This window comes from Dyella sp. AD56 (assembly GCF_002878475.1).
In the GTDB taxonomy this organism is placed as follows: Bacteria; Pseudomonadota; Gammaproteobacteria; order Xanthomonadales; family Rhodanobacteraceae; genus Dyella.
The window spans coordinates 162,956-178,638 of record NZ_NRDP01000030.1 but is presented as its reverse complement, the minus strand read 5'-3'; the positions used below and the strand labels follow the sequence as shown (position 1 = coordinate 178,638).

Annotated in this window: 12 protein-coding genes; 7 read left to right on the top strand and 5 right to left on the bottom strand. The window is 63.3% G+C overall.

Annotated elements, in window-relative coordinates; translation table 11 throughout:
• The first annotated feature begins 43 nt into the window (after window positions 1-43).
• Both DyAD56_RS19510 and DyAD56_RS19505 read left to right on the top strand, forming a co-directional pair.
• Window positions 44-3,043: a glycoside hydrolase domain-containing protein gene (locus tag DyAD56_RS19510; RefSeq protein ID WP_146010571.1), complete on the top strand. Its 3,000-nt coding sequence runs from the start codon at window positions 44-46 to the stop codon at window positions 3,041-3,043.
• Between the two features lie 5 nt (window positions 3,044-3,048).
• Complete coding sequence (locus DyAD56_RS19505; protein ID WP_233202674.1) at window positions 3,049-4,041, top strand: alpha/beta hydrolase-fold protein; 993 nt, start codon at window positions 3,049-3,051, stop codon at window positions 4,039-4,041.
• Between the two features lie 10 nt (window positions 4,042-4,051).
• Here DyAD56_RS19505 and DyAD56_RS19500 read toward each other — a convergent pair whose 3' ends face one another.
• Window positions 4,052-5,764 carry a diguanylate cyclase gene (locus tag DyAD56_RS19500; RefSeq protein WP_102304497.1) on the bottom strand — a complete coding sequence of 571 codons (1,713 nt, stop codon included), beginning with the start codon at window positions 5,762-5,764 and terminating at the stop codon, window positions 4,052-4,054.
• 229 nt (window positions 5,765-5,993) lie between these two features.
• On the opposite strand from DyAD56_RS19500, the gene DyAD56_RS19495 reads away from it, so the two are divergent.
• Window positions 5,994-7,292, top strand: coding sequence for an MFS transporter (locus tag DyAD56_RS19495; protein WP_233202672.1), 1,299 nt, complete (start codon window positions 5,994-5,996; stop codon window positions 7,290-7,292).
• A gap of 8 nt (window positions 7,293-7,300) precedes the next feature.
• The gene (locus tag DyAD56_RS19490) at window positions 7,301-7,684 is read left to right on the top strand and encodes a VOC family protein (protein ID WP_102304496.1); all 384 of its coding nucleotides are present in this window, start codon (window positions 7,301-7,303) and stop codon (window positions 7,682-7,684) included.
• Window positions 7,685-7,734: 50 nt separating this feature from the next.
• Here DyAD56_RS19490 and DyAD56_RS19485 read toward each other — a convergent pair whose 3' ends face one another.
• The 4 genes from DyAD56_RS19485 to DyAD56_RS19470 all read right to left on the bottom strand — a co-directional run bounded on the left by DyAD56_RS19485 (window position 7,735) and on the right by DyAD56_RS19470 (window position 12,081).
• Window positions 7,735-9,012 carry an ectonucleotide pyrophosphatase/phosphodiesterase gene (locus DyAD56_RS19485; protein WP_102304495.1) on the bottom strand — a complete coding sequence of 426 codons (1,278 nt, stop codon included), beginning with the start codon at window positions 9,010-9,012 and terminating at the stop codon, window positions 7,735-7,737.
• A gap of 412 nt (window positions 9,013-9,424) precedes the next feature.
• Window positions 9,425-9,955: a methylated-DNA--[protein]-cysteine S-methyltransferase gene (locus tag DyAD56_RS19480; RefSeq protein ID WP_102304494.1), complete on the bottom strand. Its 531-nt coding sequence runs from the start codon at window positions 9,953-9,955 to the stop codon at window positions 9,425-9,427.
• On the bottom strand, window positions 9,955-11,448 hold the full coding sequence (locus tag DyAD56_RS19475; protein ID WP_102304493.1) for a DNA-3-methyladenine glycosylase 2: 1,494 nt from the start codon (window positions 11,446-11,448) through the stop codon (window positions 9,955-9,957). Before DyAD56_RS19475 ends, DyAD56_RS19480 begins: the two co-directional genes overlap by 1 nt.
• Window positions 11,449-11,523: 75 nt before the next feature.
• Window positions 11,524-12,081, bottom strand: a complete 558-nt coding sequence (locus tag DyAD56_RS19470) for a hypothetical protein (protein ID WP_102304492.1) — start codon at window positions 12,079-12,081, stop codon at window positions 11,524-11,526.
• A 194-nt stretch (window positions 12,082-12,275) separates the two neighbouring features.
• Here DyAD56_RS19470 and hutU point away from each other — a divergent pair, with 194 nt between their 5' ends.
• The 3 genes from hutU to DyAD56_RS19455 all read left to right on the top strand — a co-directional run bounded on the left by hutU (window position 12,276) and on the right by DyAD56_RS19455 (window position 15,564).
• Window positions 12,276-13,946, top strand: coding sequence for a urocanate hydratase (gene hutU / locus DyAD56_RS19465; protein ID WP_102304491.1), 1,671 nt, complete (start codon window positions 12,276-12,278; stop codon window positions 13,944-13,946).
• Between the two features lie 133 nt (window positions 13,947-14,079).
• Window positions 14,080-15,102, top strand: coding sequence for a class A beta-lactamase (gene bla / locus DyAD56_RS19460; protein ID WP_102304490.1), 1,023 nt, complete (start codon window positions 14,080-14,082; stop codon window positions 15,100-15,102).
• A 66-nt stretch (window positions 15,103-15,168) separates the two neighbouring features.
• Window positions 15,169-15,564: an MAPEG family protein gene (locus DyAD56_RS19455; RefSeq protein WP_102304489.1), complete on the top strand. Its 396-nt coding sequence runs from the start codon at window positions 15,169-15,171 to the stop codon at window positions 15,562-15,564.
• Window positions 15,565-15,683: the final 119 nt, after the last annotated feature.

Below are 15,683 nucleotides of genomic sequence, written 5' to 3'. Positions count from 1 at the left end.
CGCTCGCAAGAGCTGCCGGTTTTGGCTATCTGGGGAGAACAGCGTGCATCGACGTAGTGCTTGGATCATGGCCGGTGCTCTATGGGGCGCCACATGCGCAACGCATGCGCAGACACCGGTGACGCAGCAAGCGTTGCGCTGGAACGCGGACGCTTTGGGCAATCACCGCTATCTGATTCAGGTCGATGCCCCGGCCACGGCGGTGCATGTGCTGATTCCGTGGCGCCGTCGCGATGCGCATCCAGAGAACGTTGCCGTCATCGTGACTGCGCCTGACGGTTCCACGGTTGCCAACGTGCGACGTGGCCGTATCGACCAGGCCAGCGGTGAACTGGTGTTCCAGGCGGTGCAGGCCGGTACCTACGCGGTTTACTACCAGCCCTACGTGGGGAAGGGGCGCAGCAATTATCCGACCGTGACTTACGCTGAGCCCAAGGACACGGCGGACGCCGCATGGGCTGCCAAGCTGGGCGATGCCAAGCGGTGGTCGCGGCTTCCGCAGGCGAAGGTGCTGCGCTACGAAGCCGTGGACGACTTCGATGCGTATACCTCAATGGAGCGCACCGCGACACCCGCCGAATTGGATGCCTTGCTGGCGAAGCACGCGTCCGATGCGTTGCTGTTGTTCCCGGAGACTCGCGCAAACCCGATCCGCATGTTCGATACGTTGCCGGAGTCCTGGGCTGAACGCGGCCCGGGTGGCACGCTGAAGGACACAGCGCTGCGTGGCGAGTACCTGAGCTTTCAGGTTGGCGCATGGGCACCCCGCACAGCGGTGAGCAACCTGCGCGTGAGTTTCGGTGACCTTCGTAGCGACGACGGCTCGACTATCCCCTCCAGTGCGCTTACTTGCTTCAACCTTGGTGGCATCGGTTACGACAGCAAGCCGTTCACGGCACGCGTGGATGTGACGCAGGGGCGCGTACAGCCATTGTGGATGGGGCTGGACATCCCTGTGACCGCGAAGCCAGGCACGTATCGTGGGGAGGTTTCGGTAACGGCGGATGGTATGACGCCGCAATCGATTCCACTTGTGATCACCGTGGGCGAGGGCGAGGCCGTTGCCCACGGCGACGACGATCCGTTTAACTTGACCCGCCTGCGCTGGCTTAACTCCACGCTGGCGCAAGACGATTCGGTGGTGAAGCCTTTCACGCCGATTGCGGTGAAGGGCAATACGTTGGGCATCCTGGGCCGAGAGATCGCGCTCGATGCCAGCGGCCTGCCGGCGCAGATCACCAGTCGATTCGATGAACGTATGACCGCCTTCACCAGGCAGGGCAAAGCGCTGCTTAGCGCGCCCATTCGATTGACGGTGGAGGACGCTACCGGACGACATGCGCTGAGCGCGACGCAGGCTCCACAAATTCAGGTCGATGGCCCCGGCAAGGTGCATTGGCAGGTGGATGCGAATGCCGGATCGCTGCAGGGCGACGTGAAAGCCACCCTCGAAGCGGATGGCACGATGACCTATAGCATCGCGCTGACGGCGCGGCAGGACGTATCGCTTCAGGACGTCCGCCTGTCGATTCCGATGCAGCACGATGCGGCCCGATACCAATTGGGGCTCGGAAGGCAGGGCGACGAAGCGCCTGCCGATTTCAGTTGGAAATGGCAGGTCAAGAACAACCAGGATGGCGCGTGGATTGGTTCGGTGAATGCGGGCCTGGAATTCCACTTGCGCGACGAAAATTATAGGCGCCCGCTGAATACGAACTTCTACCAGCAACAGCCGCTGCGCATGCCCACATCGTGGGACAACAATGGGCAGGGTGGAATACGGCTGCACAGCGAGGCGAAGGACTATCTGGCTGAAGCCTACAGCGGCCCCCGCCAGATGAAAGCCGGCGAAACGCTGCACTATGACATCGTCATGCGCGTCACGCCGTTCAAGACGATCGATCCGTCTAAGCACTTCGCGGAGCGCTTCTTCCACAAGTATGGTGACCTCGACGCGATCAAGGCCGACGGCGCGAACGTGGTGAACATCCACCATGCCACGCCGATCAACCCGTGGATCAACTATCCGTTCCTGGAACCTGGCGCGATGCGCGCTTATATCGATGCCGCGCACCAACGCGGCATGCGCGTGAAGATCTACGACACCGTGCGCGAACTTTCCGACCGCGCGCCTGAGTTGCCCATGCTCGAAAGCCTGGGCCATGAGGTGATCAGCGCGGGTAAGGGCGGCGGCTTCTCGTGGCTGCAAGAGCACCTCGATGGCGACTACATCGCCGCGTGGCATGTGCCGGAGAATCGCGATGCCGCGATCATCAACGCCGGCCAGAGCCGTTGGCATAACTACTACATCGAGGGGTTGGACTGGCTCGCGCGCAACATGGGCATCGATGGCCTGTACCTGGATGACGTCGCGTATGACCGCACGACCATGAAGCGCGTGCGCAAGGTGCTGCAGGCGCGCCGGCCCGATCCGCTGATCGACCTGCATTCGGCCAGCCAGTACAACCCGCGCGACGGCTACATCAACAGTGCGCTGCTGTACATGGAACTGTTCCCGTATATCGACCGGCTGTGGTTCGGCGAGGAATTCGACTACGAGAAAACGTCGCCTACGTACTGGCTCACCGAGATCTCCGGCATTCCCTATGGGTTGATGGGCGAGATGCTGCAGAACGACGGCAACCCGTGGCGCGGCATGTTGTTCGGCATGACGAGCCGGCTGGGCTGGTCGGAGGGTAGCGACCCGCGCGGCTTGTGGAAAGTGTGGGACGCGTTCGGCATCGAGCAGGCGGACATGGTCGGCTGGTGGGTGCACGACACGCCGGTCAAAACAAACCGTGATGACGTGCTGGCCACCAGTTATGTGCGCAAGGGCAAGAAGACGCTTATCGCTGTCGCGTCGTGGGCACCACAGAAGGTGGACATCAAGTTGATGGTGGACTGGAAAGCCTTGGGGTTATCGCCGACACGCGTGACGTTGACGGCGCCTCAAGTCACCGGCTTCCAGCCACAGGCAACGTTCAAGGTAGGGGAGGCGATTCCCGTGGAGCCCGGCAAGGGCTGGTTGATCGTGGCGGAGTGATGCTCATGCGCGTGCATCGGAAGGGTGTGACGGCATGCCTGCTGGCGGGCCTGATGGGTTTGGTATCGATGGTGCACGCAGCAGATAGTGTCGCAACGCCACCGGTGAAGCTCGTCCTGAATGCTCCGGCGTTCGCCCCGGAGCAGATCAACGTCACCGTGTACCTACCACCGGGTTACGCGGTGTCTGATGCTCGCTATCCCGTGCTTTACGCAAACGACGGGCAGGACATGGACGCCGTGGGTCTGCGGGACACCTTGGCCACGCTTTACGCGCAGCACGCTATCCGGCCGGTCATCGTGGTGGCCGTAGATATGCTCAAGGATCGCGCTTCCGGATATGGATTGTTCGATCTTGCACGGCGGCGCAGTGTGGTCGGTGGCTCCCGTATCGGCCCCATCGGCACACGGGCCTATGACTACTCGGCGTGGGTGGTAAACGAGTTGGTGCCGTATGTCGACACGCACTACCGCACGCAGGCTTCCGCACAAGGTCGCACCATGCTGGGTTGGTCGCTCGGCGCACTCCAAGCGTTCTGCCTCGGTTGGGAGTACCCGGACGTCTTTGGACAGGTCGGGGCGTTCTCACCCTCGTTCTGGCTGGCGACTGATCGCAGCGATGCGCGTGCGGTGGAGAGCACTCGCCTGGCGCAGGCGATGGTGGCGCGCAGCAGGGCGCGCAAGCCGGTGCGTTTCTGGTTCGCGGTGGGTGGCCGTGAGGAAACCAACGACCGAAACCACAACGGCGTTATCGATGCCGTCGAGGATCTGCAAGACCTGATCACCGGCTTCACCGCGTCCGATGGCACGCATCAGGGTGGCCTGCGTGACCTGGGCTATACCGTCGACATGGACTACGCGACGCATCCGGAACGGGCGGACGATGTCGCATACGATCTGTTCCCCGACGGCGAGCACAACCAGGCGACATGGAAGCGCATGCTGCCGGTGTTCCTCACCTGGGCCTATGCAGTGGAACCCGCGACGCAGCCCCGGTAAGGCGGGGTGTTCAGCCAGCGACAGCAGTGAGCGAAGCATGCGCAACCACGCAATTGCGTCCGTGCGTTTTGGCTTGATAGAGCGCGGCATCGGCGCGACCGATGAGATCGTCCACCGTATCCGTGGGGCCGAGCAAGCTCGACACGCCCATGCTGACGGTGGTCTGCAAGGTGTTGCCACGGGCGTGAACCTGCAGGACGTCGATGCAGTGACGAATGCGCTCAGCCACCGCCATCGCATTCTCCTGCGTGGTGCCTGGCAAGATCGCCACGAATTCTTCGCCACCGTAGCGGCCAAGGCTGTCCGAAGGGCGCAATTCATCCGTGATGGCTTCAGCCACAGCACGCAGGCAAGCATCACCGGTCGGGTGACCATAGCGATCGTTGACCGACTTGAAGTGATCCATGTCGAGAAAAATCAGCGCTAACGGTTGATGCTGCGTGCGTGCCAGTGCGACGGCATCATGCAGGCGCCTGACCAGCGCCCGACGATTGAGCACGCCAGTCAATGCATCGTGGTCGGCCAGGTGGTGCGCCATGTCGCGTTCGCGGCGCGTCCGCAGGGATAGGTCGGCCAACCCTACCGTCATCACCACGCAGCAGAACGCCATCGCCGTGGGCAGGCCATATTCCAGCCAGGAAGGTAGATCCAGCGACAGCAGTACCTGGCCCAGGCGCAAGATATTCAGCAACACCTGCGGCAGCCATGCGATCAGGAAGATACGCGCCGGCTGCCCACCGCGGATCACCGCCAGGATCACCGCTGCGAGTGCCCACAGCAGGGAGGTGGTGTACCAAAGGTTGTACACGCTCGCAGGCAGATTCATCCGCTCGGCGAACGGAAAGCACAGGAGCAGGGCAATGCCCAGATAGGGCCAGCGCATAGCGCCCAGCACACGTGCCGCGCGCGGCGTGATCGTGCGCAGGTCGCAGAACTCGATGATGAAAGAGAACAGCAGCGGCGCGCCGAGCACGACGAGCAACCACAACGCATGTGTGCCCAGCGGCACTAGCAGCCACCCGCCGGGCAGCTCGTACGCCTCGCCGCTCATCAGCAACTGCGCCATCCATTGCAGGCTGGTATAGCCGAAGAAGTAGAGCAGCACGCGGTCGCGTAACACCAGCCAAAGGCAGAGCGCGGCCAGCAGCATGGTGAACTGCACGCTGGAAAGTAGCGTCACCAGGCGGACATGGTTCAGGTCCTGGGCCTGGTACGTCGCCAGGTCGGTGATATCGACGCGAATCTGCCGAGTGAAGTTGTCCGCAGCGATACGTACATAGACGGACTCACCGGCGCGTAGATCGTGTGGCAATACCAAGGCCAGATGATGGCGGGAGAAACGGGCTGGCTTGCCGCTCTGCGCAAACCAGAGCTCGTGCGGGCGATAGTCCGGCGGGGCGTACACCGTGATGGGTATGTAGGCTGCACCCGTAAAACTGAGCACGGGGGCGCTCTCTTCCTGCCAGTCGCGGTCGATGGTCAGCCGATACCAGCGCTGCGCCTCAACGGCGTTGGGCGTATGGGGCGACGTGCTAGGCACGAAGTTGGCATCCATGCCGCCATGGACGACCTGCGTGGGTGAGGGCGCCGACACGACGGGTGCCAGTGCCGAGACCTGCAGTGCAGGAAGGCGCGACGGTACAGGTGCTGCCTCCACGGTCAGCACGGACAACATGGCGCACACCCACGCGACGAGAACCACTACGGGTCCGCGAAAAGGCATATCCCCCCCTTTTTTGATCCACCGGTCCCCTGTTACCGGCTTGCAGGGTTGTCCTCTCCCGAGACGCTCCCCGCTGGGCCCTTATGTATCACGTCCGCCTTGTGACATGCGCTTTGTGTCAGCCCCGGGCAGCCACGCTGAATGAGGTGCTCGGGGTCAGTGCCGCGGGTCGAACACCATCGCGGCAAGTCTTATGCTTACGCCCCTGCAGTATCGAGGCGGCAGCAACATGGCAAGGCGGGAAAGCGTGGAACCGGTGGCCCGGGCAGGACATCGGCCGGAGGCCGGCGAACTTGAGTCGCACGATTTCATCCGCCACGGCACGCCAGTATTCCGACGTACCAACCTGGCTCTGTTCGCCGCTGGCCTGGCCACGTTCGGCCTGCTGTATTGCACCCAACCGCTGATGCCCGAGTTCAGCAAGGACTATGGGGTCAGCGCAGCCACCGCAGCGCTGTCGCTATCACTCACTACGGGCGTGCTGGCCTTTGCCATGCTGTTTGCCGGTGGCGTGTCGGATGCCTGGGGACGCAAGTCCGTGATGACGGCATCGCTGGTGTCTTCCGCGTTGCTGGTTTTGCTGACGGCGCTGGTGCCGGACTGGAACATGCTGCTGGTCCTGCGTGCATTGCTTGGGCTGACGCTGAGCGGCTTGCCCGCCGTGGCCATGACGTATCTCAGCGAAGAGATGCACCCCGAATCCATAGGCCTGGGTATGGGGTTGTACATCAGCGGCAACGCCATCGGCGGCATGGGCGGGCGCCTGGTGGCGGGCGTGCTGGCCGAGTTCGTCGGCTGGCGCATCGGTGTTGCCACGGTGGGCGTGATCGGCTTGCTTTCAGGCCTGGTGTTCTGGCGCATCCTGCCGCCTTCGCGACACCACGTTCGCCAGCCCTTGCACGTCGGCGCGTTGATGGGGCGCTTCGCCGCGACCTTTCGCGATGCCGGCCTACCGTGGCTGTTCGTGGAAGGCTTCCTGCTGCTGGGCGCGTTCGTCACGGTCTACAACTACATCGGTTATCGCCTGCTCGCGCCGCCGTATGGGCTGAACCAGGCCGTGGTGGGCGCGATCTTCAGCGTGTATCTGATCGGTACGTTCAGTTCCGCGTGGATGGGTCATCTCGCCGGCAAGCTGGGGCGGCGCAAAGTGCTGTGGACGGCCTTCGCGCTGATGCTGGTGGGTCTCGCATTCACTGCCACCAAGCCGTTGGCGTTGATCGTGCTCGGCATCGTCGCCGTGACGTTCGGTTTCTTCGGCGGGCATTCCGTCGCCAGCAGTTGGGTCGGTCGACGCGCAGGCAACAACAAGGCGCAGGCCTCGTCGCTCTATCTGTTCTCGTACTACATGGGCTCCAGCATCGCAGGTGCCAGCGGTGGCTTGTTCTACGCATCGCATGGTTGGAACGGCGTAGCCATTTTCGTCGGCGCATTGATCGTCGCCGGCCTGTTGATCGCCTTGCGCCTGTATCGCCTGCCGCCGTTGGTGAGCCCTTCGCGGCCGGAAACCGAACCCCCGATTCCCCAGTGAGGCACGCTATGAAAATCGATGCGCTTGACCATCTCGTACTGACGGTAGCCGACGTGGCTGTCACCTGCACGTTCTACACACGCGTACTCGGTATGGAAGAGGTGACGTTCGGCGCGGGGCGCAAGGCGCTGTCGTTCGGCGCGCAAAAGATCAACCTTCACCAGCATGGCAAGGAGTTCGAGCCGAAGGCGCAACATCCCACACCGGGCTCGGCGGACCTTTGTCTGCTGACGTCGTCGGCACCGACCGATGTGATCGAGCACCTCAAGCAGCAGGGCGTAGTGATCGAAGAAGGGCCGGTGCGGCGGACGGGCGCGCGTGGGCCGATTGATTCAGTGTATTTCCGCGACCCCGACGGCAACTTGATCGAAGTGAGCCGTTACGCGGATTGAGCGCTGCGGTGGGAACGCGTTGCACGCTCCCACCGTAGTTTGCTGACGATTTACTGCGCTTCCGGCTTGAGCATGCTCTTCACGGCGTTGTAGTCGCCATCGTTCGCGACAGGCTGAACGTCGAGCAGATGCGTCATCAACGGATAGACGTCGACGTTCGGGAACGACGGTACCTGCAAGCCCTGTCGGAACGCAGGGCCGTGCGCCACGAACAGTGCCCGCATCTCCGGCGCGGCGTTGTCGTAGCCATGCTCGCCCAGCGTAGGCTTCTTTTTCTTCGCCACGTAATCGCTGGTGGAAACGCGCCAGCCCACGTCGGCAAGGCACAGCAGCTGCGGCACGCGCGGGTTGCTGCCGTAGGCGAGGCGTGCCGGCACGCGGGTCTTGTCCCAGCACGTCATGTGCTTCTGCGGCTTTTCCAGCGTGGCTTCGATCTTGGCGAAATCGAAACCGGGCTTCGGGTTGAAGCCAGCAAGTACGCCCATGCTCACCACGTCCACTTGTTTGAGCGGAATGAGCTTGTCCGCCATGACCATGTTGTGCGCCGGCGTACTGGCCATGCCATGGTCCGCGACCACGATGATGTTGATGTGATCGAGCAGTCCACGCTGCACCAGGCCCTTGACCAGTCGGGCAAGCGCGGCATCGGTATGGGTGATGGCGTCGTTGACCTGCGGCGTGTCCGGGCCGTAGGTATGGCCGGCATGATCCACTTCATCGAAGTACAAGGTGAGGAACATCGGGCGTTCGCTCGCCGGCAGGTCGAGCCACGACAGCACCTGATCGACGCGCTGGTTCGGCGTCACGTCGCCGTCGTAGGGCTTCCAGAAGTTGGGATGCTCGCCATGGATGTCCGCTTCGGAGCCAGGCCAGAACATGGTGGCGCTTTTCATGCCTTGCTTCTGCACGGTTTCCCACAGCGGCGTGCCTTCATTCCACCAGCGGCCGTTGCTGACGGCGTCGCGGTTGCTCAACGAAAACTTGCCGAGTACCGGGTCGGTCATCGTGTTGTTGACGATACCGTGGTGATCCGGACGCAGACCGGTGACCAGGGTGTAGTGATTCGGGAAGGTCAGCGAAGGGAACGACGGCTGCATGCCATCGGCCGCGCGCACACCGCCATCCGCCAGCGTCTGCAGTGTTGGGCTGAGTCCACGCGCAATGTAGTCCGCGCGATAGCCGTCGATCGAAATCAGCAGCAGGGGCATGGGCGCCGGCTTTACGGCGACCTGCGCCGGTGGCGTGTTGGCTGGCGGGTTGTGCGTGGTGGCGCAGCCTGCGCCAAGCGCGATCAGCGAGCAAAGCAGCGGGCGAAACAGGATCTTCATACGGAAGGCTTTAATATCGATACAAAGCCCGTATGATCGCCCAGGCGTATGACCATTACACGTCTTTTCTTTTACGCGACTTTAGCCACTTGCCCGCTATGGGGAGGTGCGGCGTCGGCTCATCCGACGCTGGATGGCCTGCCTGCTGCCGCCTCAAGTGCAAGCACACCGGCAGCGCTCGCGCCGAAGGCATCGACGCTTCACGCGCAGCCGCCTTCGCCACATGGCAAATCGAAAACCGCTCCCGCAACGAAGGTCGTCAAGGGCGCGGCGGCCCGGCAGGCGTCGACGGCGGGTGCGTATTCGCTTTCGCACCAACCCCATCAACTTGATTCGTACCAGAAAGCCGTGACGCCACCGCCGGTGACGACGGACCGCTGAACCGACCTGTTTGTGGCCGAGGTACCGTTGTTTAGTGCGCGAGGCCCCGTACCGGCACGCCGAACAGATCGCCCTCGATCGTTCGACTTTCCAGCGACAGCAAGAACTGCTTGGTCGGCAGTCCGCCACCAAAGCCCGTCAGGCTGCCGTTGGCGCCGATCACGCGATGGCAGGGCAGAACGATGGGCAGCGGATTCCTGCCGTTGGCTGCACCGACCGCGCGCATGGCGAGGGGCTGCTTGATGCGGCGCGCCAACTCGCCGTAACTGATGGTGGTGCCGAAGGGAATACGCGACAGCTCCCACCACACCTGCACTTGGAATGGTGTGCCGAGTGGATGCAATGGCAGGTCGAAGTGCTGGCGTTCGCCCGCGAAATACTCGTCCAGTTGCTGCCTGGCCAGCGCCAGCGGTTTGCTTGCGCGAATCCAATCCGCGTGCGGTGAACGCTGGTGGCGGCCAGTGGAAAACCACACCTCGCGCAATCCCACCTCATCGGCAACCAAGCGCAGTAGGCCGATGGGCGTCTGCATTTCGTCATACCAGATTGTTTCGTTGGACATCACGCCACCTTCTTGTTCGATGCTTGCGCTGCATCGGTCGCGCTGCGCCACAGATACATGACAGAGTACGCGCGCCATGGGCGCCAGTTCTCGGCCAGTGAGGTCAGCGCTTTTGTCGACAGCTCCGGACCGTTGCCTGCGGCCACACGCCGAAGGATCAGATCCGCGGCAGGGAAAGCATCCGGATGGCTGAGTGCGCGCATGGCCATGTAATGCGCCGTCCATTCGCCAATGCCGGGGAGGGCGACCCATCGCTCGACGAACTCCTCGAGAGGTTGTTCGCTGCGGAAATCGATGCGCCCATCCAGCAGGGCCTGTGCCATGCCCCGTACGGTCGCCGCGCGCGCCGTGATGAGGCCGATGGAGCGAAGATCCGCGTCAACCAGCAGCTCGGGGCCGGGAAACAGGCGCTGTAGTTCTGGCACGGGAGATATCACCGGCGTGCCGAACTTTTGCACGATACGCGTCGCCAGCGTTCGCGCGGCGGCCACGCTGACCTGCTGGCCGAGGATGGCGCGTACGGCGATCTCGAATCCGTCCCAGCCTCCGGGTAGGCGCAGTCCCGGACGCTTACGCAGCATGGGGCGTAGTACCGCGCTTTCCTTCAGTACGTCGCCAATCGATTGTGGACTGGCATCCAGGTCGAACATGCGGCGCAGCTTGTTGACCACGCCGAGCATCTGTGCCGGTTGCGGGCAGTGCAGCTCCAATCGCAACGCGTGTTCGCGGCCGGGCCATTCACTCAGGCGCAGCCAACCCGGCGCTTCCGGTGTGCCGAACACGCGGGAGTAACTGTGTTCATCGACGTGCTCGACGCCGGGCAGGGCGCGACCGCGCAGGAACGCCAAGATGGCCTCGAAGTCATAAGGCGGGCGGTAGCCGAGTCGCAAGGTAATCGCGTCGCCTGTCGCCGTGGTCGGATGGCGACGCAAGTCGCGCGGGGCCATCCGGTTGGATTGCAGGAATGCCGCGTTGAAGCGACGTAGGCTGCCGAAGCCGGAGGCCAACGCGACCTCCGTAACCGGCATCGTCGTTTCCGTCAGCAACTGCTTCGCGAACAACAGGCGTCGCGTGGTGTGCACGCTGATCGGTGGTGCGCCTAGGCGTTCCACAAACAGGCGACGTAGTTGCCGCGAACCCAGGCCGACGCGTTCGGCCATGGCTTCCACCGAGCATTCGTCGAATGCGCCGCTATCCATCAGCTTCAGCGTGCGCGCGATCACGTGGTCACCGCGTTGCCATGCATCGTTGCCCGGCGACAGTTCGGGGCGGCAGCGCAGGCAAGGCCGGAAACCGGCCGCTTCTGCCGCAGCCGCGCTGCCGTAGTAGCGCACGTTCTGCGGTTTCGGCGGCGGCGCGGGGCATACCGGGCGGCAGTAGATGCGCGTGCTGGTGACAGCGGTGAAAAACAGCCCGTCGAAGCGCGCATCGCGGCTCAACCGCGCCTGCTCGCAGGTGTGGGTGTCGAGTGGCGTGTCATGTCGGTCGGTCATGCACGCAGGCTAGCACCGCCCCTGCCGCATGACTCGCCGTTTTCGGACATCAATGGCGGATTGCCTCCAGGGCGTTTATTTCACCGGTGCCATCAGGTGCTCGTAGGGCGTACCGGCCCACATGACATACGGCGCACTGGTATCCGGATCCACGTTCTTCGGATAGTTGTCGTAGAACGCCGGATCGGCGCCGACCACCATCACGTGCGCTCCGGTTCGAATCCAGTGGTTGCCTGTCGCGGGGCCGCTTGCATAAGGGTCGGTGTTGCTCGCGTCCGTTCCGCCTTCGAGCATATACATCAGGCCGACTTTCCCCGCCGGTGGTGGTTTGTGGGCCATATAAGCCGCTACCCATTCCCAGGCGTTCTTGTCCATGCACATGGGGTCCGGGCCAGGTGTGGCAGGGTTGTCCGGCATGCAGGTGAAGCCGTTCTTGCCCTGGCGCAGCGTGCGCATCTTTCCCTGGGCATCCACCGCGACAATGGTCGCGTCTTTCGCCACGCCAGGCGGCGCGGCGCGCATCGCACTGGCGATGAGTTCCTGGTCGGAGGGAGTGCCTTTTTCGGCAGCGGTTGCGCCAGCGGTGGCTAGCAAGGCCAGCGTCAGCATGGCGGCGGGGTAATTCGCGTTCATAGTGGCCTCCACGAGATCGCGTGACGGCCGAGCCTGAATACCCCAAGCCAGAGTCTGTGCTTGCCCCGGGGTGACCTTCAATCGACCAGAAGGCTTAACGCACGGGCATCTCGCGTGTTTTGCCGCAGTGCGGTTTGCGGGCGTCGCCGGGGCTGGTCACAATCGACATTTCCCCACTGGCTGTGACGCTTCCCATGAACGCTCCCACCCGAATCGACACCACCCGCACCATCCGCGCGCCGCGCGGTTCCGAGCTGAGCTGCAAGAGCTGGCTCACCGAGGCGCCGTTCCGCATGCTGCAGAACAACCTCGATCCAGAGGTGGCCGAGAACCCGGCGGAGCTGGTGGTTTATGGCGGCATTGGCCGCGCTGCACGCAACTGGGAGTGCTTCGATGCCATTTTGCGCGCGCTGCGCGAACTCAACGACAACGAGACGCTGCTGATCCAGTCGGGCAAGCCGGTGGGCGTGTTTCCGACTCATCCGGATGCGCCGCGCGTGTTGCTGGCCAATTCCAATCTGGTGCCGGCATGGGCGAACTGGGAGCATTTCAACGAGCTCGATAAGAAGGGCTTGATGATGTACGGCCAGATGACGGCCGGCTCGTGGATCTATATCGGTTCGCAGGGCATTGTGCAGGGCACTTACGAGACGTTTGTGGAAATGGGGCGCCAGCATTACGGCGGCAGCCTCAAGGGCAAGTGGATACTCACCGCGGGCCTGGGCGGCATGGGCGGCGCGCAGCCGCTGGCGGCCACGTTGGCGGGCGCATGTTCGCTCAATATCGAATGCCAGCAGAAGAGCATCGATTTCCGCTTGAAGACGCGTTACGTCGATGAGCAGGCGACCGATCTGGACGATGCACTCGCGCGCATTGCCAAGTACACCGCTGCAGGCGAAGCGAAGTCGATTGCGTTGCTTGGCAACGCGGCGGACGTGTTGCCGGAACTCGTGCGTCGTGGCGTGCGTCCGGATGCGGTCACCGATCAGACCAGCGCGCATGACCCGGTGAATGGCTACCTGCCGCAGGGCTGGACGGTGGAGCAGTGGTTCGAGCGCCGCAAGAGCGATCCGACTGGCACCGCGAAGGCGGCCAAGCAGTCCATGAAGAAGCACGTGGAAGCGATGCTTGCGTTCCATGCGCAAGGCATCCCCACGTTCGACTACGGCAACAACATTCGCCAGATGGCGAAGGACGAGGGCCTGGAGAACGCGTTTGCCTTCCCCGGTTTCGTGCCTGCCTTCGTGCGTCCGCTGTTCTGCCGTGGCGTGGGTCCGTTCCGCTGGGTGGCGCTGTCGGGTGATCCGGAGGACATCTACAAGACCGACCAGAAAGTGAAGGAGCTGATTCCGGATGATCCGCACCTGCATCGCTGGCTGGACATGGCAAAGGAACGCATCAGCTTCCAGGGCTTGCCGGCGCGCATCTGCTGGGTCGGCCTGGGCCTGCGCCATAAGCTGGGCCTGGCGTTCAACGAGATGGTGCGCAAGGGCGAGCTGAAGGCACCGGTGGTGATCGGTCGTGATCATCTCGACTCCGGTTCCGTTGCCAGCCCGAATCGCGAAACCGAAGCGATGCGCGACGGTTCGGACGCTGTGAGCGACTGGCCGCTGCTCAACGCCATGCTCAACGTCGCTGGCGGCGCAACATGGGTATCTCTGCATCATGGCGGCGGCGTAGGCATGGGCTATTCGCAGCATTCGGGCGTGGTGGTCGTGTGTGACGGCACTGAGGCGGCGGACAAGCGCATCGCACGTGTGCTGTGGAACGATCCGGGCACCGGCGTGATGCGTCATGCCGACGCTGGTTACGAGATCGCCATCGAATGCGCGAAGGAGCAAGGTCTCAACTTGCCCATGCTCTGATCGGGTGATGGTGCCTTGCGCGTGGCGCAGGGCACCGCCCGGGGTTGTCCGCGCGCGGGCAGGGACTTGCCCCCGATTTGCCACGGTCGGCTGCCAGAGTGTCCGGCGACAAACCTGACGACAAGGGCTTTCCATGGCTTTCCCATACGTGCGTCGCACGCTCGCTGCGGCGGTTTTGGCACTGGCATGCGCGGGTGCATCGCATGCGCTTTCCGCGCCGGAACAAACCGCGCCGGCCAGTACGAACGAAACGCTGCAGCACTCGCTTGAAGCGCTCGCTCAACGCGCTCACCCCGGTGTGCTTGGCATCGCGGTGCTGGATCTGAATTCCGGTGCTTCCGCACGCGTCAACGCTGATCAAGCCTTTCCGATGATGAGCGTGTTCAAGGCACCGGTGGCGGCGGCCGTGTTGTCGCACGTCGACAGTGGAACGTTGTCGTTGCAGCAACCGGTGACGATCACGCGCGACCAGGTAATGGGCGGCTCGGCCATTCCTTCCATTGGCGCGAATTTCCGCGGCGAGCGCATGACCTTCACTGTCGAGCAGTTGCTGAAGGCGGCGGTGAGCGAAAGCGATAACACCGCGGTGAACGCATTGATCCGCACGCTCGGCGGCCCGTCGGTGGTCACGGACTATCTGCGCGCGCACGGCATCGATGGCATGCGCATCGATATCGACGAGGCCATCGTGTCCCAAGTGTTCGATGGCCTGCGGCCGGGAGAGAAAGAGCCGTTCGATGAAAGCCATGCCGCCGCTAAAGAGCGTTACGAGCACGGCTATCAGGCCTTCCTGGCCGATCCGCGCAATCGCTCCACGCCAGATGCTGCCATTGTCTTTCTGCACAAGCTGGTCGGGCGCGAGTTGCTGTCGCCGGCATCGACGCAGCGTCTGCTCGCGTTGATGGAGGCGCAGACCATTCCCAATCGCCTGCGTGCGGGGCTGCCACAAGGTGTGCGGCTTGCCGACAAGACGGGCTCCTCGGGATCACTGGGTGAACGTCGGGCGGCTTACAACGACATCGGCATCGTCACCTGGCCAGACGGCCACCGTGTACTGGTTGCGGCTTTCCTGCTCGACTCGCCGGGGTCAGATAAGGCACGCGATGCCCTGTATGCCGATATAGCGCGCAGCGTGGTGGCCGTGACTCATCCCTGAGTCCGGCAGTGGTGCCCCGCTGGGGCCGGGCGCATGATGTCGCCACATCCAATACGGAGGTGCGACATGTCCGTCGAGCTCAAGATGTTGGGATGGTCGACCGCGCTGGGGCTGGTCTATTTGCTGTTCGCCACGCTGCTGTCGCTGATGCAGCGTGGCATGGCCTGGAACGCAGGCAACCGGGATGAGCTAATCCCGCTGACCGGCCTGGCCGCGCGAGCGGACCGGGCGAGCCGGAATTTCCTCGAGACCTTTGTGTTTTTTGCCGCTGCCGTGCTGGTGGTCGTGTTGGGGCAGTGCACCAACACCCAGACGGCACTCGGAGCCCAACTCTATTTCTGGGCCCGCGTTATCTACCTGCCGGTCTATGCGATCGGCATTCCCTACCTACGGACCCTGGTCTGGGCCGCCTCGGTGGTGGGGATCGTGATGGTGCTGTCGGGCGTGTTCTGTACGCGCTGAGTCGCCATGCCTGCGACCCTGCCGTTACGTGACGTCAACGTGAAAACTTGGCCACTGGCAGGGGGCCTGGTCTGCTGTGGGCGTCAAAAGATTGGCGTTCGTCGATTTTTTGGCGCTAT

Excerpts from the sequence above, each read along its gene's own strand:
- DyAD56_RS19505 (WP_233202674.1), top strand. The coding sequence starts at position 3,049 with ATGCGCGTGCATCGGAAGGGTGTGACGGCATGCCTGCTGGCGGGCCTG.
- DyAD56_RS19500 (WP_102304497.1), bottom strand. The coding sequence starts at position 5,764 with ATGCCTTTTCGCGGACCCGTAGTGGTTCTCGTCGCGTGGGTGTGCGCC.
- DyAD56_RS19495 (WP_233202672.1), top strand. The coding sequence starts at position 5,994 with ATGGCAAGGCGGGAAAGCGTGGAACCGGTGGCCCGGGCAGGACATCGG.
- DyAD56_RS19490 (WP_102304496.1), top strand. The coding sequence starts at position 7,301 with ATGAAAATCGATGCGCTTGACCATCTCGTACTGACGGTAGCCGACGTG.
- DyAD56_RS19485 (WP_102304495.1), bottom strand. The coding sequence starts at position 9,012 with ATGAAGATCCTGTTTCGCCCGCTGCTTTGCTCGCTGATCGCGCTTGGC.
- DyAD56_RS19480 (WP_102304494.1), bottom strand. The coding sequence starts at position 9,955 with ATGTCCAACGAAACAATCTGGTATGACGAAATGCAGACGCCCATCGGC.
- DyAD56_RS19475 (WP_102304493.1), bottom strand. The coding sequence starts at position 11,448 with ATGACCGACCGACATGACACGCCACTCGACACCCACACCTGCGAGCAG.
- DyAD56_RS19470 (WP_102304492.1), bottom strand. The coding sequence starts at position 12,081 with ATGAACGCGAATTACCCCGCCGCCATGCTGACGCTGGCCTTGCTAGCC.
- hutU (WP_102304491.1), top strand. The coding sequence starts at position 12,276 with ATGAACGCTCCCACCCGAATCGACACCACCCGCACCATCCGCGCGCCG.
- bla (WP_102304490.1), top strand. The coding sequence starts at position 14,080 with ATGGCTTTCCCATACGTGCGTCGCACGCTCGCTGCGGCGGTTTTGGCA.
- DyAD56_RS19455 (WP_102304489.1), top strand. The coding sequence starts at position 15,169 with ATGTCCGTCGAGCTCAAGATGTTGGGATGGTCGACCGCGCTGGGGCTG.